Genomic DNA, 19,102 nt, shown 5'->3' with positions numbered 1-19,102 from the left:
CCCTGCGCCCTGTTGTCATGCCTCACCCTGCCCCCGCACCGCTTGCTCCTTTTCAAAAAACCATGTTGCCCGCGCTGTTGGCGTTGGCAATCTTCATGCAAATGCTGGACGTCACCGTACTCAACACGGCGCTGCCCAGCATGGCCCGCGACCTGAACACCTCAGCCCTGCACATGCAGTCGGTCATCGTCAGCTACGTCCTGACTGTGGCAGTATGCATCCCCATCAGCGCACACCTGAGCGACCGTTTTGGCACCCGACGAATCTTCATGGCCGCCATGTTTCTGTTTGGCCTGGGATCGCTGTTGTGTGCCCTGTCCTCGCAATTGTCCATGCTGCTGGTCTCCCGTGTGATTCAGGGCATGGGCGGAGCCTTGCTGACCCCAGTGGCACGACTGGTATTGATGAAATCATTTCGCAATGCCGAGTTATTGCGTGTACTGAACTATGCCGTCATGCCCGCTCTGCTGGGGCCCATACTGGGGCCGCTGGTAGGCGGCTATCTGGTGCAATATGCCAGTTGGCACTGGATTTTCCTGATCAATCTGCCCTTTGCCCTGCTGTCCCTGTTTTTTGCCAGCAAGTGGATGCCTAACTACACCGAAAAGCCGGGAAAACTGGATCTGCACGGCTTGCTGCTGTTCATTGGCAGCGCCTGCCTGCTGACGCTGGGCTTTGAATTGGCGGGCCACATCGCCAGCCCCGCTTTGTCAGGGGTGTTAATACTGGCCGGTTTTTTTCTTTTGCTAGGCTACAAGCGCCATAGCACGCACAAACAAAACGCCTTGTATCCAGGCCATCTGCTGTCTGTACGTACCTATCGGATTGGTTTGAGCAGCAATCTGCTTAGCCGGATCGGCATGGCAGCATTGCCCTTTTTGCTGCCCATGCTGTTTCAGATCAGCTTTGCCTACAGCCCCGTACAATCCGCTTTCTTGCTGTTGCCCATGGCCATTTCCGCCATGGCAGCCAAACCCTTTTTGCACCCATTGCTGAACCGATTTGGCTATCGGTCCATTTTGCTCAGCAATACCATCCTGATCGGCCTGCTGATTACGGCGCTGGCTTTTATTGACGCGCAAACCAGTACCGTGTGGATCAGTCTGCACTTACTGCTTTTGGGAGCCGCCAACTCGATTCAGTTCAGCGCCGTCAACACCCTGACCATGGCCAGATTGCGTCCCTATCAAAAAAGCAGCGGCAATAGCCTGATGGCGGTAAACCAGCAACTGGCCATGGGTTTGGGAACCGCCATCGGTGCCATGCTCCTGCGCTACGGACAAGCCCTGTTTGGCGCCTCATCCGTACAAACGGCCACCACAGCCTTCCAGTTCACGTTTGTCATTGTCGGGCTCATTACCCTGAGCTCCGCATTCATTTTTCGACGCCTGCATGCCATGGATGGGCATAACATGACCCAAAAGCAAGGCGCTTAATCATCCCGACCAGGGAAATGTCGCTGGCAAATATCAATCAGGATCTGCCGCACTTTAACCTGGAGTTTGGTGGGCAAACGTTTGGAGGAATAGGCCAGGTACAAACGATTGACCAAGGCCGGCTGCTCGATTGGAATAGCCGTCAGTAAGCCACTTTGCGGGATGAACTCCAACACCGAGCGGGACAAAATGGCAGCCCCCATGCCTTTGGCCAGCAATTGAATGATCACCCCCACACTGTTGATCTCAAACTCAATCTGCGGCTTCAGATTGAGCTTTTGCATCTCTTTTTCCACCAACATCCGAAAACTGTTGGACAGGCTGGGCATGATCAGCGGAATATCGGCCAGATCTTTAAGCGCTATACGGCTGCGTCCCTGCGCATAAGGGCTGTCCACACCGCAAATCAGGTGCAACTGTTCCTCGGCCAGAAGCTGCGTCTCCAGTGTTGGCGAGGAAGAAGGGTTATACAGCAATCCCATATTGACCCGATCCAGATGAATTTGCTCCTCCAGATTCACCGTCAGGGACTCGATAATCGTCAGGTGTGCATCGGGTAACTGTTCCTTGAACGCCTGCACGACATCCAAAGAAATGGTGCGCGCCACCGTTGGCGGCAAACCTAAATACATGTGCCCCGTCAGCTTGCCCTCAGACAGACTCAGATCCTCCTGCGCCTGCTCCAACTGGCGCAAAATCAAGCGGCTGTGTTTGAGCAAGATCTTGCCGGCGTCGGTCAACATGACACCGCGCCCGTGACGAATCAGCAAATTCTGCCGCAAATCAATTTCCAACTTGCGAATCTGCCGGCTCAGGACTGGCTGAGCCACATTGGTAAATTCTGCAGCTCGGGTATAGCTGCCCAGTTCGGCCACATGCGTGAAGTAGCTCAATTGCTTGAGATCGATCACGTATTCCATAGGGCGCTTGTCTTCGCTATGTTTTTTTGACATATCTACTAGTCGGGTTTCGTTCTTTTATCTTTTATCGGGCTTACTAAAATAGGTACGCATAGCAAGAGCGAATGGGAACACAGTCAATGTGCCTCGCAGTTTGCCTGTTTTTTCAGTGACCTATGGAGCACCACCTATGGCCAGCCAATATAGCATTCCTTGTATCCTGATGCGGGGGGGTACATCCAAAGGTCCATTCTTCTACGCCAAAGATCTGCCCGACGATATCCAGGAACGAGATCGACTCTTGCTCAGGCTGATGGGCTCACCCGACCGTCGTCAGATCGATGGCATCGGTGGCGCCCACGCCTTGACCAGCAAAGTGGGGATCGTGGACATCTGCAGCACCGGCCAAGCTGATTTGAGCTTTTTGTTTGCCCAACTGCAGCCCGACTCCGATCTGGTGGACACCAAGCCCAATTGCGGCAATATGCTGGCGGCGGTCGTCCCCTTTGCCTTGGAAAAAGGCCTGATCCAGGCGCAAGGCCCCACCACCACGGTCAAAGTCCTGACGCTCAATACCGGCATGGTCAGCGAAATTCAGGTGCAAACCCCCGAAGGCGTCATCAGCTACGACGGCGATGCCGCGATTAACGGTGTACCGGGCACCAGCGCCCCGATTGCCATCAATTTTCTGGATACGGCAGGCTCGGTTTGCTCGGGCCTGCTGCCCACGGGCAACCCAAAAGACACCATCACCGTTCATGCGGACGGCTTGCCCCCGTTCACCCTAGATGTCACCTGCATTGACAACGGTATGCCGCTAGTGATTTTCAAGGCGACCGATGTGGGCGTAAGCGGTCTGGAAAGCGTGGCTGAGCTCAACGCCAATACGCAACTGAAGCAACGCGTAGAAGCGTTGCGCCTGCAGATATCCGAACGCATGGGACTGGGCGATGTCTCGACCAAGAATTACCCGAAGATGACACTGATCGCCCCGCCTGAACACGGCGGCGCTGTGACCACCCGTAGTTTCATCCCCCATGTATGTCATGAGGCCATTGGCGTGCTGGCTGCCGTGACAGTGGGTACGGCCATCAAACTGCCCGGCACGGTTTGCGAGGGGATCGCCCGCTTCGAGCAAGCTCAAGGTCCAGTCACGCTATCGGTCGAACATCCCACTGGCGAATTCAGCGTCACGCTCGATAGCGACCCCGAAAACCCCGAGATTGTGACCAAGGCAGCATTGCTGCGTACCGCAAGAGCACTGATGCGCGGCGACGTTCTGGTCCCGCACTCGAACTAAACGCATTTCAAACAAAAAAAGAACACCGCAGGGCTTGCGCCACTGGGGTGGCAGGGGGTGGGCTGCGCCTGCGCATACGGTGCCCACCGAAAAACAATGATATTGGACGAGACAAACCATGACATCCCTAGCCAACAACACAGACCAACCCAGCCTTGATGTGCAAACCTTGCTCAACGAGTCCCCCTTTTCTGGCTTTCAATGGCTCATCTTCAGTTTGTGCTTTTTGATTGTGCTGCTCGATGGTTTTGATACGGCTGCCATCGGCTATATCGCCCCTTCTTTGATCGCCGAATGGGGTGTCAGCAAGCCTGCTCTGGCCCCCGTACTCAGCGCTGCTCTGTTCGGACTGGCAACGGGAGCCTTGCTGTCCGGGCCACTGGCTGATCGGCTGGGCAGAAAGACGGTGCTGGTCAGCTCGGTAGCGGTTTTTGCCCTCGCCTGCCTGGCCTCCGGTTTCTCCCCAGACATCTGGACATTGGCCGCTCTGCGCTTTGTGACCGGTTTGGGCCTGGGAGCGGCCATGCCCAACGCCGTCACCTTGATGAGCGAATACTGCCCCGATGCCCGCCGTGCCACCCTGACCAATGCCATGTTCTGCGGCTTTCCTCTGGGTGCCGCCCTGGGCGGCTTTCTGGCCTCCTGGATGATTCCCCAGTTTGGCTGGCGCAGTGTATTGATACTGGGTGGCATTGCCCCCCTGCTGCTACTGATCGTGCTGATCCCGAAGCTGCCCGAGTCCGTGCGCCACATGGTCGCCCGAAATGACTCCGCCGACCGCATCCGCCGAGCACTGGCCCCCATTGCCGGCAAGGCCGTGGACGGCGTCCAACGCTTTACCCTGAGCGAGACCAACCCCCAGCCTGCCGCCAACAGTGGCATCGCTATCGTGTTATCGCGTCAGTACCGCTTGGGATCACTCATGCTCTGGCTGGCCTACTTCATGGGGCTGGTCATTTTCTACGCCTTGATGAACTGGATGCCCGTGCTGTTCAAAGAGGCCGGGCTTAGCTCCCAGACCAGCACCCTGGTCGCCGCCCTATTCCCCTTGGGTGGTGTAGGTGCGGTGCTCTCTGGCTGGTTGATGGATCGCTTCAACGCCAACCGCATCATCGCTCTGGGCTACGCATTGACCGCTGTATCCATCTGGTGGATAGGCCAGATGGCCGGACATCTGGGCGGCCTGGTCGTGGTCGTCTTTCTGGCCGGCACGCTCATGAATACCGCACAGTCCTCCATGCCTGCGCTGGCAGCCGCCTACTACCCCACTCGGGGACGCGCCACGGGCGTGGCCTGGATGCTGGGCATCGGCCGTTTTGGCGGGATTGCCGGTTCTTTCCTGGTGGCCGAGCTGACGGCGCGCGACCTGGATTTCAGCCAGATCTTTACCGTTGTGGCCATCCCAGGCGTCATCGCCATGGCCGCCCTCCTCATCAAGCAATACAGCCGTGCGCAGCCGCAAGACGGCACGGTTACCCCCTCTCATTAACCCCTTAAGCATCAAGACGCAGGAGACCCTTCCATGATCATCGACGTACACGGGCACTACACCACGGCCCCCGCCGCACTGGGGGCCTGGCGCGACTTGCAGATCGCCGGCCTGAAAGACCCCAGTCAAACGCCCCGCGCCAGTGATCTGAAGATCAGCGATGACGAGATCCGCGAGACCATCGAGAACAACCAGCTCAAGCTGATGAAACAACGCGGCTCGGACCTGACCATCTTCAGTCCCCGTGCCAGTTTCATGGCCCACCATATCGGCAACTTCGAGACCTCCAGCACCTGGGCCGCCATTTGCAACGAACTGTGCTATCGCGTCAGCGAACTGTTTCCAGACCATTTCATCCCGGCTGCCATGCTCCCGCAATCGCCGGGCGTGGACCCCAAAACCTGCATTCCCGAACTGGTCAAGTGTGTAGAAGAGTATGGCAACGTCGGCATCAACCTGAACCCTGACCCGTCCGGTGGTCACTGGACGGCCCCGCCGCTGTCCGACCGCTCCTGGTACCCCATTTACGAAAAAATGGTGGAGTACGACATCCCTGCCATGATCCACGTCTCGACCAGTTGCAATGCCTGCTTTCACACCACCGGCGCCCATTATCTGAACGCAGACACCACGGCCTTCATGCAATGCCTGACCAGCGATCTGTTCAAGGACTTTCCCACGCTCAAGTTCCTTATCCCTCATGGTGGCGGCGCTGTGCCCTATCACTGGGGCCGTTTCCGTGGTCTGGCACAGGAGCTGAAAAAGCCCCTGCTGGACGAGCACCTGCTCAACAACATCTTCTTTGACACCTGCGTGTACCACCAGCCGGGCATCGACCTGCTGACCGAGGTTATCCCTGTCAAGAACATCCTGTTCGCCAGCGAAATGATTGGCGCGGTGCGCGGCATTGACCCCACGACCGGCCACTACTACGACGACACCAAACGCTATATCGAAGCCACGCTCAAGCTGAACGAACAAGAACGCCACCAGATCTACGAAGGCAACGCCCGCCGCGTGTTCCCGCGCCTGGACGCTGCCCTGAAGAAAAAAGGCTTGTAAGCCACCTGCAACCATTCACCAAGGAAACAACCATGTACGAACTGGGTGTCGTGTACCGCAACATTCAACGTGCCGACCGCCAGGCCGCCGATGCACTGGCAGCCCTGGGCTCGGCCACTGTCCACGAAGCCATGGGCCGTGTCGGTCTGCTCAAACCTTATATGCGCCCGATTTACCCCGGCCAGCAAGTCTCGGGGACCGCCGTCACGGTGCTGCTGCAACCGGGCGACAACTGGATGATGCACGTCGTCGCCGAGCAGATACAGCCCGGCGATATCGTGGTCGCTGCGGTGACCTCGGAGTGTAGCGACGGCTATTTTGGCGACCTGCTAGCCACCAGTTTCCAGGCCCGTGGAGCGCGCGCCTTGATCATTGACGCCGGAGTGCGCGATATCAACACCTTGCAGGCAATGAACTTTCCCGTCTGGAGCAAAGCCATCTCCTCCAAGGGCACCATCAAGGCCACCTTGGGTTCGGTCAATATTCCAGTCGTGTGTGCCGGCATGTGGGTCACGCCCGGCGATGTCATCGTGGCTGATGATGATGGCGTGGTGTGCGTACCCGCCGCCCAGGCCGCCGTCACGCTGGCCGCTGCCCAAAAACGAGAAAGCTTCGAGGGGGAAAAACGCGCCAAGCTGGCCAGCGGTGTCCTGGGCCTGGATATGTACAAAATGCGCGAGCCCCTGGAGAAGGCCGGGCTCCGCTATATCGACTGAAGGAAGGATGATGAGCCATTTCGAGAAGACTCCCGGCTGGCTGGACTGGTACGCCGCCCCCTCCAAACCCCGGCTCCAGTTGCCGGCTGGCGCGGTTGATGCCCACTGCCATGTGTTTGGTCCCGCTGAGCAATTCCCCTTCGCCCCCGAGCGCAAATACACTCCCTGCGATGCCAGCAAACAGCAGTTGTTTGCCTTGCGCGACCACCTGGGCTTTGCCCGCAACGTCATTGTGCAAGCCACCTGTCACGGCAAGGACAACCGCGCCCTGCTCGATGCCTTGCAGGCCTCACACGGCAAGGCCCGTGGCGTTGTCACCCTGGGCTCGGATGTCACGCAACAGCAGTTGGACGCCATGCACCAGGCTGGCGTGCGCGGTGTGCGTTTCAATTTTGTCAAACGTCTGGTCGATTTCACGCCGAAAGAAGAACTGCTGAGCGTTGCCCATAAAATAGCGCCTTTGGGCTGGCATGTGGTGGTGTACTTCGAGGCACAGGATTTGCCAGAACTATGGGATTTTTTCACCGGTCTACCGACCACAGTGGTCGTTGACCACATGGGCCGTCCGGATGTCAGCAAAGGGGCTGAGAGTGCCGAGTTCGACCTGTTCGTACGCTTGATGGCCGAACACCCGAACATTTGGTCCAAGCTCTCGTGTCCCGAACGTCTGAGCAAAAGCGGGCCTGCCGCCCTACATGGCGAGCAGCATGCGTATCAGGATGTCGTGCCATTTGCCCGCCGATTGATGCAGCAGTTCCCCGACCGCGTTTTGTTCGGCACTGACTGGCCCCACCCCAACCTGAAAGACCATATGCCCGATGACGGTTTGCTGGTTGACTACGTGGCGCAAATTGCGCCCAGTCCCGCAGAGCAACAATTACTACTAGTGGACAACCCGATGCGCCTGTATTGGCCAGAAGAGTTGACATGAATTTGAGGAGATAACGATGGCACTGGACAAACCGTACCAGGATATACCGGGCACGATTATTTTTGACTCGGAACAATCGCGTAAGGGCTACCACCTGAACCAGTTTTGCATGTCACTGATGAAAGCAGAAAACCGGGCCCGCTTTAAAGCGGACGAGTCCGCCTATCTGGATGAATGGCCCATGAGTGCAGAGCAAAAACAGGCTGTACTTAGCCGTGACCTGAATCGCTGCATGCAACTGGGCGGCAACATCTACTTTCTGGCCAAGATCGGCGCTACCGATGGCCTGTCCTTCCAACAAATGGCGGGCAGCATGACCGGGATGAGCGAACAGGACTATCGGGAAATGATGCTCAAGGGTGGCCGCTCCCCCGAAGGCAACCGCTACTTACACGAACAAGAAAAATAACCGGAACCTATCATGGCAAAGATCAAACACTCTGTTTATACCTCGCACGTTCCCGCTATCGGTGCCGCGCTGGACCTGGGCAAGCACACCGAGCCCTACTGGAAAAAAGTGTTCGACGGCTACGAATTCTCCAAGCAATGGGAGCAGGAAAACAAGCCGGATGTCATCATCCTGGTCTACAACGACCACGCCAACAACTTCAGCCTGGACCTGATCCCCACGTTTGCCCTGGGCACAGGCGCCTCTTTTGAACCCAGTGACGAGGGCTGGGGCAAACGCCCGGTTCCCACGGTACAAGGGCATCCCGAACTGGCGGCCCACATTGCCCACTCGGTCATTCAGGACGATTTCGACCTGACACTGTGCAACAAAATGGAAGTGGACCATGGCCTGACCGTTCCGCTGTCGCTGATGTTCGGTCAGGTCGAACAATGGCCCTGCCCCGTGATCCCCTTGCACGTCAACGTGGTTCAGTATCCGGCCCCCTCCGGCCAGCGTTGTCTGGATTTGGGCCGGGCAATCGGTCGCGCAGTCACCTCGTATGACGAAGATCTGAATGTCCAGATCTGGGGCACAGGCGGCATGAGCCACCAGTTGCAAGGCCCGCGCGCCGGACTGATCAACGCGCAATGGGACAACGAATTTCTGGATCGCCTGATTGCCGACCCCGATGCCCTGGCTCGCGTGCCCCATATCGACTATGTGCGTGAGGCAGGCTCGGAAGGCATTGAGCTGGTGATGTGGCTGGTCGCGCGTGGCGCCATGAATCCACACGTCGATGTGCGCCACCGCTTCTACCATGTGCCCGCCTCCAATACCGCGGTCGGACACCTGATCCTGGAAAACAAAGAGACAGCGTGAGCGGGCCTGGCCCCACACTCTGAACGAAAGGAAATAGAAATGAAGAAAGTCAATATTGCACTGGTAGGCGCTGGCGCCTTCGGCATCAAGCACCTGGACGGCCTGGCCCGTATCCCCGAAGCCCAGGTCACCTATATCGTGTCCAGCACCCAGGCCAAGGCCCAGGAAGTGGCGCAAAAGTACGGGGTCCCCCACGCCTCGGGCGATCTGAACGAGGCGCTGGCCAGCAAGGAAGTCGATGCCGTCATCTTGTGTACCCCGACTCAAATGCACGCCGAACAAACACTGGCCTGCCTGAAAGCGGGCAAACACGTACAGGTTGAAATTCCCTTGGCGGACACCCTGGCCGGCGCCCAGGAAGTGCTGCAAGTACAACAGGAAAAAGGCCTAGTGGCCATGGTTGGCCACACGCGCCGCTTCAACCCCAGCCATCAGTGGATTCATCAAAAGATACAGGCGGGTGAATTGAACATTCAGCAAATGGATGTACAGACCTATTTTTTCCGCCGCAGCAACACCAATGCTTTGGGCAAGCCGCGTTCCTGGACAGACCATCTGCTCTGGCATCATGCCGCGCACACCGTCGATCTTTTTCAATACCAGACTGGCTCCAAAGTCATCAAGGCCAATGCCATCCAAGGCCCTATTCATCCTGAGCTTGGCATTGCCATGGACATGTCCATCCAGTTGCTGACAGAAAGCGGGGCACTGTGCACACTATCGCTATCGTTCAACAATGATGGGCCTTTTGGCACCTTCTTTCGCTACATCTGCGACAAGGGAACCTATCTGGCCCGCTACGACGACCTGACCACCGGCAAGGACGAGGTGATCGACGTCTCGCAGGTGGATGTCTCCATGGATGGTATTGAACTGCAAGACCGGGAGTTTATCGCGGCCATTCTGGAAAATCGCGAGCCCAACTCCAGCGTGGCCTCAGTGCTGGCCTGCTATGAAACACTGGACCAGCTCGAAAAACAACTGACCGCCTAAGCCCGCACCGCCCCTTCCCGCAACACAGACTGCCGGCCCAACAGCGGCAAGCACATCATCAAGGGGCTTTATTGAACGGCAGGCAGGATGGCAAAACCCCCTACTTTGCCCCTGCCTGCCTCGATACTCACACGCAAACGATGTGGCTGCTTTGAACCAGGCCTTTCTGAGCCCATCAACGCGCAGCAGAAAGATACCCGACAGCCCAAGCAGTCCACAGTCCTGCGCCTACCTCAGGTATTGATCCACCAGCTCAATCCAATGCTTGACCGGCGTGCGGCCCGCTCCATTCAAATGATTCCCGCAAGCCATATTGGCCGTAACAATCAGGTCAGGTTTGCTGCTCTCCAGCGCATCCATCTTGCGGTCCCGCAGGCGTCCGGCAATTTCAGGTTGAGTCAGTGAATACGTACCGGCTGAGCCGCAGCATAAATGGCTATCAGGCACCGCACCCAGATCAAAACCCAGACGAGTCAGCACCGCCTCGACTCGCCCCCCCAGTTTCTGCGCGTGCTGCAAAGTACAAGGGCAATGAAAAGCCAGACGTGGGCGGGTTTGCGTGTTCAGGCATTCCTCCAAAGGCTGCTCCTCCAGCACTTCGACCAGATCTTTGGCCAGTTCACTGACGCGGCGAGCGCGCTCGGCGTAGGCAGGATCATTCCTGAACAGATCCACATACTCTTTCACAAAGGCCCCGCAGCCACTGGCGGTCTGCACGATCGCCACCGCCCCCTGTTCGATCTGCGGCCACCAGGCATCGATATTTCGACGGGCCTGCTCCAAGCCCTGCTCTTGCGCGCCCAAGTGAAAGGACGATGCGCCACAGCAAGCTGCCTGAGCGATAGGCGTGACGCTGATGCCCAAGCGGTCCAGCACTCTGGCCGTCGCGGCGTTGATAGACGGTGCCATGGCAGGTTGCACACAGCCTTCCAGCATCAGGACGCGTTTGCTATGTCGCTGTGCAGGGCGCGTCAAATCCGCATTCTGCTTGGGCGGGATTTTTTCCTGTAAAGAAGATGGCAGCAAGGGACGCATAGTTCGCGCGACCCCCAACAAGGCACCGACGCGACCAGGTTCTGGCAGAATCTGCGTCAAGGCGACTCGCATGGCACGATCCTTTAAAGGACGCTTGACTTTGGGCTCCAACGCAGCCCGGCCAATATCGAGCAAGTTGTGATACTTCACCCCCGAAGGACAGGTGGTTTCACAGTTACGGCAACTCAGGCAGCGATCCAGGTGGTGCTGAGTCAGCTCCGAGGTCGCCTTGCCTTCCAGGAACATCTTGATCAGGTAAATACGGCCACGGGGACCGTCCAACTCATTGCCTTGATCCAGATAAGTCGGACAGGTGGCATTACAGAACCCGCAATGCACACAGGAGCGCAAAATGGCCTGGGCTTGCTCGGCTTGCGGCAGTTGTTGAGCCCATGATGTCAATTGTGTTTGCATGTGGACTCCAGCGAAGGAAAGAGACGGCCAGGGTTAAAAATCCCAACAGGGTCCAGTTGTTGCTTCAAGCGCTGATGCCATATCAACAAGGACTCGGGCAAGATATCCTGCCCGGCGCCTGATCCAGACCAGCAACGGGCATGCCCTTTCATGGTTTGAGCCTGCTCATGAATCTGCTCGGCAGGGGCATCGGATTTCAGCCACAGTTGTGTCCCACCCCAGTCCACCAGAATCTGGCCGGGCCATGTTTGTACGGGTGCATCCACTGGCAAAGCAATTCGCCACAAAGTGCCGGGCTGCCTGAAAAACTCCAGGCGCTGTTCGCACAAATCATCCCAATAGGACAAGTCCAAGGCCTCCCCGCCGATTTGCTCCTGAGCCAACTGCACCGAACTGTCTCCCCCTTCCAAACGTAAATGCAAACGTCCGTCCTGCCATGCTGCACCCGTAATGGGGCGACTTTGGTCACGCCAGCCACGCAATAAACCCGCAATGTCTTGCTGAGCGACATCCAGCACCAGACTGGCGCGACTACGTGGGCGCGGCAGGACCTTGAAGGACACTTCCGTAATCACACCCAGGGAACCCTGCGCACCGACCATCAGTCGCGACACGTCATACCCGGCAACGTTCTTCATGACCTGGCCACCAAAACGCATATGTGTGCCCATGCCACTGATCAAACGACAGCCCAGCACATAGTCCCGTAGTGAACCTACCCAGGGACGGCGCGGTCCCGACAAACCACAGGCGGTGGCTCCGCCAACCGTAGCTCGGCCATCAAACAGAGGTGGCTCAAAAGGTAGGCATTGGCCTTGCTCGTTCAGGACTTTTTCCAATGCTTGCAAGGACGTCCCGGCGCGCACCGTGACCACCAGCTCCGCCGGGTCGTAATCGACCACACCTTCATGGCCTGCCAGACTCAACGCTTGCCCCTGCACGGCTTTGCCCAAAAAGGCTTTAGTGTTGCCGCCTTGCAGACGCAACGGGGTTTTCGTGGCCAGGGCTTGCTGAACCTGCTCCAGCAATTCAGCGCTGCGATCCTGATTCTTGTGTTCTACGGTACTCATCAGAATCGCTCCAACTCTGGGAAAGGCAGTTGCCCGTGATGGATATGCATGCCACCCATTTCGGCACAGCGATGCAGGGTAGGAATGTTCTTGCCGGGATTTAGCATGGTTTTGGGATCAAAAGCAGCTTTGATCGCATGGAAAAACTGCAGCTCGTCTTCGTTGAACTGCACACACATCTGATTGATTTTTTCTCGACCTACGCCGTGCTCGCCAGTAATTGTGCCGCCGACTTCCACACACAATTCCAGAATCTTGCCACCCAAGGCTTCCGCGCGTTCCAGTTCGCCGGGCTCATTGGCATCGAACAAAATCAGGGGGTGCATATTGCCATCGCCAGCATGAAATACGTTGGCGACACGCAGGCCGTACTCTTCGGAAAGCTCGGCGGTTTTCTTCAGGACATAGGCCAACTGACGACGCGGAATGGTGCCATCCATACAGTAATAGTCGGGTGAGATCCGGCCTACGGCGGGGAAAGCATTTTTACGACCAGCCCAGAAACGCTGCCGCTCCTGTTCGTCCCGAGCCACTCGCACCTCTTGCGCACCGGCCTGGAACAACACCTGCTCGACACGGGCCACATCGTCCTGCACATCTTCCAAAGCGCCATCAATCTCGCAAAGCAAAATCGCTTGTGCATCAACGGGATAGCCTGCGTGAATAAAGTCCTCGGCCGCACGGATGGACATTTGATCCATCATCTCCAGCCCTGCCGGCACAATGCCCTGGGCAATAATCTGCGCCACGGCATCGGCCGCTTTTTCCACTTCGTCAAAACTGGCCAGCAGCACCACCGTACAGGGCGGACGCGCCAACAACTTGACCGTAATTTCCGTGACGACGCCCAACATGCCTTCGGAACCGGTGAACAAAGCCATCAGATCAAAACCGGGCGAATCCAGGGCTTCGGAGCCTAGAATCAAGCGTTCGCCTGTGACGGTAATGACTTCCAGGCGCAAAATATTATGTACGGTCAGGCCATATTTCAGGCAATGCACACCACCCGCATTTTCCGCTACGTTGCCACCAATCGAACAGGCAATCTGCGAAGATGGATCCGGCGCGTAATACAAACCAAAGGGTTGGGCCGCCTGAGAGATCGCAATATTACGCACGCCTGGCTGAACACGGGCAATCCCGGCTACGGGATCCAAATCCAGAATCTGGTTCAAGCGTGCCATCACCAGCAAAATGCCCTGCTCCAAAGGCATGGCACCGCCCGACAAACCGGTACCCGCACCACGGGCCACCACCGGCACGCCGACTTCATGGGCCAAACGCATTACGGCCTGTACCTGCTCCACATTACGGGGCAACACCACCAGCAAGGGTTTGGCGCGATACACACTGAGCCCATCACACTCATAAGGGTGCAACTGCTCATCCGTGTGCAGCACATCCAGGCCGGGAATATCATCACGCAAACGGCTAAGCAGCTGCATTTTGTCCACGCGGGGCAGCACTCCGTCCAGTTTTTCGTCGTAGCGCAAGCTCATGACGCCTCCTGTCTTTTAAAGTCTCCTGAAACGGATGGTCTTTGATGCTGGCGGGCTTGTCCAGCCGCCAGACTACTGGTCCGACCAGTTTTTACCCTTAGAGAGTATTAGGGTTTATATTTATACTTAAAAATCAGACAGATAGATAATCAGCTTGTTATCATTTTCACACGCACACAACTGGTCTGACCACGAATGAACATGCAGGAATCCAAGCGTTTAGAAGTCACCGCCGAGCTGGTCGCCCAACGCATCGAAACATTTATTATGGATGGCGTCCTGAAACCGGGACAAGTTCTGCCGTCCGAGCGGCAACTGACGCAACGGCTAGCAGTGTCCCGCTCTGCCCTGCGGGAAGGACTACAAATCCTGCGCGTGCGCGGCTTGATTGAAACCCGACATGGCAAAGGGTCCTTCGTTGCCAACCTGATTGACTCCACTGTCAGCAAACCGCTGGAGCATCTGCTGCAAGCGCAAGGGCGCACACTGTATGACTTGCTGGAAGTGCGTGAGTTATTGGAAAGCGAGGCCGCCCAGTTAGCTGCCTCCAGAGGGACAGAAGCGGATCACATCATGATAAGACGGCGCTTTCAGGAACTGGAAGATCTGCAAATGCAGGATGCGGCTCCTGAACAGGTTGCTCGTGCCGACCACGCTTTTCATGCCGCTATCTGTGAGGCCTCGCATAATCCGGTGCTGGTACACATGATCAGCCTGTTCAACGACTTGATGTTGTCCACGGTACGCGTGTCCGTGCAGCACCTGTACCCCGATCATGATTCCAAACGCAGGCTGGACAGGCAGCATGCCCGTTTATGTAATGCCGTCACGCAAGGTCAAGCGGACTTGGCCCGACGCGCAGCCAAAGAACATATTGATGGGATTCGGCGACAGCTTCAGGAGATAGAGGCCAAACAGTTACGCCTGGAGCATGCTCGGCAGCGTCTGAATGGCCTCTAGGTTGTGTGGGCTTACTTCGCCAGCAGATTGGCCAGCATATAGCCTGATCCAGCCCCTGTCCCTGCACCCGGCCAGGTCGAGGCACCGCATAAGTACAGATCCTTGATCGGCGTCTTGTATTTGGAGTAGCCGGCCACTGGGCGAAAGAAAAAGTTCTGATCCAGGTGGTGGCTGCCCGAGAGGTTATCACCACCAATCAAGTTCGCATTGAACTGCTCCAGATCCTGGGGCGACATGATGTGGCGGCCCAGAATCTTGCTACGCAAACCGGGCGCATAGCTTTCGAGCAAATCCAGAACCCGCTCTGCATACGCCTCTTTCAGCTGTGACCAGTCGCCGGCCGCAATCTGAGCAGCAGCATCGCCTTTGACCTGAGCAGGTAGCACACGCACTTGAATCCACAAGGTATGTTTCCCCGCTGGGGCGCGGGAAGGATCCAGGGCCGTACCCTGCCCAACCACCAGCACAGGCTCGGCAGGCAACAAGCCTGCGGCGGCTTCGGCGTAGACACGGCTCATCATGGCCATATCGGGTGCCAGATGCACGTAGGAGAAACGCTGCAGCTCGGCACCGGCTTTCCAGTCAGGCAAGCCATCCAGCGCCAAATGAATCATCATGGTGCCCAAACCGGGGCGGAAGGCATCGACTTTCTTCTGATAATCTTTGGGAACCGCAGCGGATTGCACCAGACGACCAAAGACGAGTTGAGGATTCAGATTCGCAATCACGGCCTTGCGCGCTTTCAGGTGGCGGCCATCGGCCAGAACGACACCACTGGCTCGACCGTTTTCCTGCTCAATCGTTTGCACGGGGGCATTCAATAGCAGCTCCCCGCCCAACTCCTGCAACAAACCCGTCATGGCACGAATAATCGTATCGGCACCGCCCTGCCCGATCACCATACCGAAAGCTTGATTAGCCATGGATTCAAGGTAAGGGAACAAGGCACCACCGGCAGTGTCTGGTGTGAAATCCACATGCAGCCCCCAGGCCGCCATCATGGCTTTCAATGAGTCGCTCTCGAAATGGCGGTCCAGAAAGTCACGAGGCGTCGCCAGCAGCAATTGCATCAGCTCGGCCACGCCATCCTTGCCCAGCTCACGCCAGCTCTTCCACGCGCTTTTGAACAGGCCCATGGAAGGCATAGGGCTACCCAGCACCGCAAACAAATGAGGAGCTTTACGCTGAAAGTCCTCCAGCATGGCTTGCCAGGCCTGAGCGTCTTTTTCAGAAACCGCACGAATGCGCGCCAAGGTCGTTTCCAAATTCGTGCTGACACCCAAATAGCTTTGATCCCGGAACACACTGGCAAAGCAATGCTCTGCGGGGACGAAAGCCAGACCATGGCGGCCCAAAGCATCCTTATGACGCTGGAAAAACGCAGAGCCGGCAAAAGAGGACAGGTTCATGGCACATACGTCATGCTTGAAGCCCGGCAAGGTCAGCTCTTGAGTGCTGACCGCACCGCCAGCCGAACTTTTGGCTTCCACAACTTGAACCCTCCAACCACGGCTGGCTAACTCCACAGCCGCCGCCAGGCCATTGTGCCCTGCCCCAACCACAATCGCATCTACTGTTGTCTCTGCACTCACCACAACTCCTTTAGCTCTAAACTATTTTGTTGTATTTTACGGTGCAAACTCCAAAGCAGGTAAAAAAAGCGGCTCCTTATCCACCGCCTGCTCAGGCCACGTTGACACGCCACCTGATACCGGCAAGGCTCAAAACGTAATCAACGGGAAATGCTGCTGAATACCTCTTCGGACGGTCTCTTTCAGAAACTCCTGAAACATTACCCGCGTATGTTCAACAAAGTCTTGAGCCAGGGCACTATTACTCAGCAGATAAATGTTGCGGGAGTAGCGTCCGTCAAACACATTGCGCACAATCAGATGGGGAGACAAGGCGGTAATCCCTTGCAGACTAAAGGCCGAAATCAAGCCCCAACCAACCCCGGAGGCGACCAGCTTGGAGAGCGTATCAAAAGAGTCGACATAAAGCGTATTGTTGACCGTGATGTCGTGCTTTTGAAAAATGGATTCTATTCGACGACCAATCTGGGAGCGCCTGTCATAGCCGATATAGCTCAGTTGCTGAACCATCTCATTGAAGGTGAGGCGGGCGTGAATACTGGGGGCAATCAGCACATACGGGTCTTGCACCAACAAAGACGCGCGACAGGCGGGCGTACCCGAGGCCACGTGCGTGCTTACCAACAAGTCCAGCTCGCCCGCATTGAAACTGGAATCCAGACTGCTGATCACCCCCGATTGCACATGCAGTGTTTGAGCACGATCAGAGAAGTTCTCGACAATGAACGGTGCCAGAACCGAGGTAATTGAATCGATGATACCGATACGCAGATGCTTGACCTGAGAGGAATGGCTGAACTGCAGAAAATTCTGCATATGAACCGCTTGCAATAACCAGGACTGACCCAGTTCGAGCAGTTTTTTACCAGCCTGCGTCAGTCTGACCGGGCGGTTCTGACGCTGCACCAACAACACGCCATAGCTCTCCTCAAGCTTGGCTATATTCTGCGAGACCGCCGCTTGGCTAAGCTGCAATTGTTGTGCGGCAGCGGAAAAACTTCGCGTTTTTCCCACTGCCACCAAAGCCTGGATCTGCCTTAATTCAAATCCTATTTTTTCCATAGACCTGTGAAATGAACTGCGGGTGTCAGGCCGCCTTCAAGCGCAAGGCACGCCCCTTGAGCATTCGACCGATCACGCCCACTACGATCATATAAGCGACCAAGGCAGCCATTGTTTCATAAATGAAACCCTGCAGAATCAGTCCAGGCATGAACGAGATCAAAATAATGTCGAACACAGCGCCGGGCACATACGCAATGGCGTAATCGTCCAGAATCGACGTTTTACGATCCGGGTCGGCAATGCGCAAGAGCAAAATGGCAATCGCCACCGTGCCCGTCATCCAGCCCCACGAAAACACACCTTTCTCGAACCAACGTTCGTCGAGCATGCGAGGTGCCACATAAAACACCATGAACAGGCACAATAGCAAACCGATGATCATCAGTACCAACAGGGGTACAGCATAGCTCAACAGCACAGTAATCTTGATCGACGCAATCCCAAAGACGATCAGATAGTCCGTTGCTGTACTGGAGACATGATTAAATAGCTTGACGTCAAAATGCTGAAGCAAGCCCAGTCGATCCAGCAAGGATCGGCTGACCGTTCCAAGTAAAAACGCGCAGGCAAAAGTCGGCACGGAAATAAAGTCATTCAAACCAGACAGGTAAGAACTCAAATAGTATGCACCGGCGGTAATCAGCAATATCAGTGCAATATGCAAGGACAAGGCATCAATCGAGGAAGCCGATACCGTTTCTTTGCCAATAGCGACGCGGTCTGCCGCCTCAATCAAGCCCTTGCGATGATGCTTCTCCATTTGTTCAAATGGGGTCAAACCACTGATCAGACCTTTGCGGGCGCCATAGCGGATAATCGCCAGACCAATCAAAATAGCGGCAAACACCCCTACCGTTGCCGAGGTCAAAGCCAAGGTTGTGGCATCTGCCCAGCCCAACTCGGCAAACGAGTTCCCCATCGCCACAGCAGTTCCATGGCCCCCCATGAAACCAGCAGGCATGATCAGCCCGAAGGCAGGGGATAGATCCGGCCAGAAGTAGGTAAACAGCAAAGCTCCTGCCACCAACCCCAGCAACCACTGCGATGCCGTTGCCATCTGATTGAACGCCCATAACTGTCCGGATCGTGACACCAGCAATGACGGTGCAGGAAAACGGGTAGAGAGCCCAACGCCAGCAAAAATAACAGCGATCAACATCCCGCCGTAAGCGTTGAACGAACCGGAGAACGGCAAAATATCAGCCCCCTGTGGTCCCAGCGCCAGGCCCAACAAGCCAGCAATCAGGGCGACCGGCATAAACAGCTTTTGTACCAGGGTGACATTGGCCCGGATCAGTTTGCACAGCAGGATCAAACCGCTGGCAATGCCAAAATCGATGGTTAAACTCCAAATAGTCATTCAATATGCTC

17 protein-coding genes are annotated in these 19,102 nt (G+C 56.5%); 10 read left to right on the top strand and 7 right to left on the bottom strand.

Translation table 11 applies throughout. From position 1 onward, the window contains the following. Positions 1–17 precede the first annotated feature (17 nt). On the top strand, positions 18–1,436 hold the full coding sequence (locus OKX01_RS05740; protein ID WP_230018738.1) for an MFS transporter: 1,419 nt from the start codon (positions 18–20) through the stop codon (positions 1,434–1,436). On the opposite strand, the gene OKX01_RS05735 is transcribed toward OKX01_RS05740, so the two are convergent. Beyond that, positions 1,433–2,389 (bottom strand): LysR family transcriptional regulator, encoded by a 957-nt coding sequence (locus tag OKX01_RS05735; RefSeq protein WP_022983202.1) that lies wholly within the window; start codon positions 2,387–2,389, stop codon positions 1,433–1,435. The genes OKX01_RS05740 and OKX01_RS05735 overlap by 4 nt on opposite strands. Positions 2,390–2,525: 136 nt before the next feature. Here OKX01_RS05735 and OKX01_RS05730 point away from each other — a divergent pair, with 136 nt between their 5' ends. The 8 genes from OKX01_RS05730 (at position 2,526) to OKX01_RS05695 (ending at position 10,096) form a co-directional block, all read left to right on the top strand. After that, positions 2,526–3,635 (top strand): 4-oxalomesaconate tautomerase, encoded by a 1,110-nt coding sequence (locus OKX01_RS05730; RefSeq protein ID WP_094196063.1) that lies wholly within the window; start codon positions 2,526–2,528, stop codon positions 3,633–3,635. Between the two features lie 118 nt (positions 3,636–3,753). Further along, positions 3,754–5,124 carry an MFS transporter gene (locus tag OKX01_RS05725; protein WP_125277742.1) on the top strand — a complete coding sequence of 457 codons (1,371 nt, stop codon included), beginning with the start codon at positions 3,754–3,756 and terminating at the stop codon, positions 5,122–5,124. 33 nt (positions 5,125–5,157) lie between these two features. Next, a complete protein-coding gene (locus OKX01_RS05720) occupies positions 5,158–6,186 on the top strand; it encodes an amidohydrolase family protein (RefSeq protein WP_094196061.1) in 1,029 nt (342 codons plus the stop codon). Between the two features lie 32 nt (positions 6,187–6,218). After that, positions 6,219–6,902 carry a 4-carboxy-4-hydroxy-2-oxoadipate aldolase/oxaloacetate decarboxylase gene (gene ligK / locus OKX01_RS05715; RefSeq protein WP_094196060.1) on the top strand — a complete coding sequence of 228 codons (684 nt, stop codon included), beginning with the start codon at positions 6,219–6,221 and terminating at the stop codon, positions 6,900–6,902. Positions 6,903–6,912: 10 nt separating this feature from the next. After that, complete coding sequence (locus OKX01_RS05710) at positions 6,913–7,833, top strand: amidohydrolase family protein (RefSeq protein ID WP_094196059.1); 921 nt, start codon at positions 6,913–6,915, stop codon at positions 7,831–7,833. A gap of 16 nt (positions 7,834–7,849) precedes the next feature. Beyond that, complete coding sequence (gene ligA / locus OKX01_RS05705; protein ID WP_094196058.1) at positions 7,850–8,242, top strand: protocatechuate 4,5-dioxygenase subunit alpha; 393 nt, start codon at positions 7,850–7,852, stop codon at positions 8,240–8,242. A gap of 12 nt (positions 8,243–8,254) precedes the next feature. Continuing rightward, the gene (locus OKX01_RS05700; RefSeq protein ID WP_125277740.1) at positions 8,255–9,103 is read left to right on the top strand and encodes a class III extradiol dioxygenase subunit beta; all 849 of its coding nucleotides are present in this window, start codon (positions 8,255–8,257) and stop codon (positions 9,101–9,103) included. A gap of 39 nt (positions 9,104–9,142) precedes the next feature. After that, positions 9,143–10,096 (top strand): Gfo/Idh/MocA family oxidoreductase, encoded by a 954-nt coding sequence (locus tag OKX01_RS05695; RefSeq protein ID WP_094196056.1) that lies wholly within the window; start codon positions 9,143–9,145, stop codon positions 10,094–10,096. Between the two features lie 228 nt (positions 10,097–10,324). Here the strand turns inward: OKX01_RS05695 and glcF are convergent, their stop codons facing one another. Genes glcF through glcD form a run of 3 tightly spaced genes read right to left on the bottom strand, consistent with a single transcriptional unit; the run spans position 10,325 to position 14,114 of the window. Beyond that, positions 10,325–11,545 (bottom strand): glycolate oxidase subunit GlcF, encoded by a 1,221-nt coding sequence (gene glcF / locus OKX01_RS05690; RefSeq protein WP_094196055.1) that lies wholly within the window; start codon positions 11,543–11,545, stop codon positions 10,325–10,327. Further along, entirely contained in the window at positions 11,530–12,615 is a 1,086-nt protein-coding gene (gene glcE, locus OKX01_RS05685; protein WP_264672594.1) for a glycolate oxidase subunit GlcE, read from the bottom strand. The genes glcF and glcE overlap by 16 nt, the downstream gene beginning before the upstream one ends. Beyond that, on the bottom strand, positions 12,615–14,114 hold the full coding sequence (glcD, locus tag OKX01_RS05680; protein ID WP_108727114.1) for a glycolate oxidase subunit GlcD: 1,500 nt from the start codon (positions 14,112–14,114) through the stop codon (positions 12,615–12,617). The genes glcE and glcD overlap by 1 nt, the downstream gene beginning before the upstream one ends. 195 nt (positions 14,115–14,309) lie before the next feature. Here glcD and glcC point away from each other — a divergent pair, with 195 nt between their 5' ends. Then, positions 14,310–15,074 (top strand): transcriptional regulator GlcC, encoded by a 765-nt coding sequence (gene glcC, locus OKX01_RS05675; protein WP_264672593.1) that lies wholly within the window; start codon positions 14,310–14,312, stop codon positions 15,072–15,074. 11 nt (positions 15,075–15,085) lie between these two features. On the opposite strand, the gene OKX01_RS05670 is transcribed toward glcC, so the two are convergent. The 3 genes from OKX01_RS05670 to OKX01_RS05660 form a co-directional block, all read right to left on the bottom strand. Beyond that, the gene (locus OKX01_RS05670; RefSeq protein ID WP_264672592.1) at positions 15,086–16,666 is read right to left on the bottom strand and encodes a phytoene desaturase family protein; all 1,581 of its coding nucleotides are present in this window, start codon (positions 16,664–16,666) and stop codon (positions 15,086–15,088) included. A gap of 129 nt (positions 16,667–16,795) precedes the next feature. Further along, entirely contained in the window at positions 16,796–17,728 is a 933-nt protein-coding gene (locus OKX01_RS05665; protein WP_094196050.1) for a LysR family transcriptional regulator, read from the bottom strand. Between the two features lie 25 nt (positions 17,729–17,753). After that, entirely contained in the window at positions 17,754–19,091 is a 1,338-nt protein-coding gene (locus OKX01_RS05660) for a sodium/glutamate symporter (RefSeq protein WP_108727112.1), read from the bottom strand. Positions 19,092–19,102: the final 11 nt, after the last annotated feature.

The sequence above is a fragment of the Alcaligenes sp. SMD-FA genome, assembly GCF_025960365.1.
Lineage (GTDB): Bacteria > Pseudomonadota > Gammaproteobacteria > Burkholderiales > Burkholderiaceae_B > Alcaligenes > Alcaligenes aquatilis.
Note: the sequence above shows the minus strand (reverse complement) of the source record. Positions and strands in the feature narration are given on the sequence as shown.

Excerpts from the sequence above, each read along its gene's own strand:
- OKX01_RS05730 (WP_094196063.1), top strand. The coding sequence starts at position 2,526 with ATGGCCAGCCAATATAGCATTCCTTGTATCCTGATGCGGGGGGGTACA.
- OKX01_RS05735 (WP_022983202.1), bottom strand. The coding sequence starts at position 2,389 with ATGTCAAAAAAACATAGCGAAGACAAGCGCCCTATGGAATACGTGATC.
- OKX01_RS05725 (WP_125277742.1), top strand. The coding sequence starts at position 3,754 with ATGACATCCCTAGCCAACAACACAGACCAACCCAGCCTTGATGTGCAA.
- glcF (WP_094196055.1), bottom strand. The coding sequence starts at position 11,545 with ATGCAAACACAATTGACATCATGGGCTCAACAACTGCCGCAAGCCGAG.
- glcC (WP_264672593.1), top strand. The coding sequence starts at position 14,310 with ATGAACATGCAGGAATCCAAGCGTTTAGAAGTCACCGCCGAGCTGGTC.
- ligK (WP_094196060.1), top strand. The coding sequence starts at position 6,219 with ATGTACGAACTGGGTGTCGTGTACCGCAACATTCAACGTGCCGACCGC.
- OKX01_RS05665 (WP_094196050.1), bottom strand. The coding sequence starts at position 17,728 with ATGGAAAAAATAGGATTTGAATTAAGGCAGATCCAGGCTTTGGTGGCA.
- OKX01_RS05740 (WP_230018738.1), top strand. The coding sequence starts at position 18 with ATGCCTCACCCTGCCCCCGCACCGCTTGCTCCTTTTCAAAAAACCATG.
- OKX01_RS05710 (WP_094196059.1), top strand. The coding sequence starts at position 6,913 with ATGAGCCATTTCGAGAAGACTCCCGGCTGGCTGGACTGGTACGCCGCC.
- OKX01_RS05700 (WP_125277740.1), top strand. The coding sequence starts at position 8,255 with ATGGCAAAGATCAAACACTCTGTTTATACCTCGCACGTTCCCGCTATC.
- glcE (WP_264672594.1), bottom strand. The coding sequence starts at position 12,615 with ATGAGTACCGTAGAACACAAGAATCAGGATCGCAGCGCTGAATTGCTG.
- OKX01_RS05695 (WP_094196056.1), top strand. The coding sequence starts at position 9,143 with ATGAAGAAAGTCAATATTGCACTGGTAGGCGCTGGCGCCTTCGGCATC.
- OKX01_RS05720 (WP_094196061.1), top strand. The coding sequence starts at position 5,158 with ATGATCATCGACGTACACGGGCACTACACCACGGCCCCCGCCGCACTG.
- glcD (WP_108727114.1), bottom strand. The coding sequence starts at position 14,114 with ATGAGCTTGCGCTACGACGAAAAACTGGACGGAGTGCTGCCCCGCGTG.
- OKX01_RS05660 (WP_108727112.1), bottom strand. The coding sequence starts at position 19,091 with ATGACTATTTGGAGTTTAACCATCGATTTTGGCATTGCCAGCGGTTTG.
- ligA (WP_094196058.1), top strand. The coding sequence starts at position 7,850 with ATGGCACTGGACAAACCGTACCAGGATATACCGGGCACGATTATTTTT.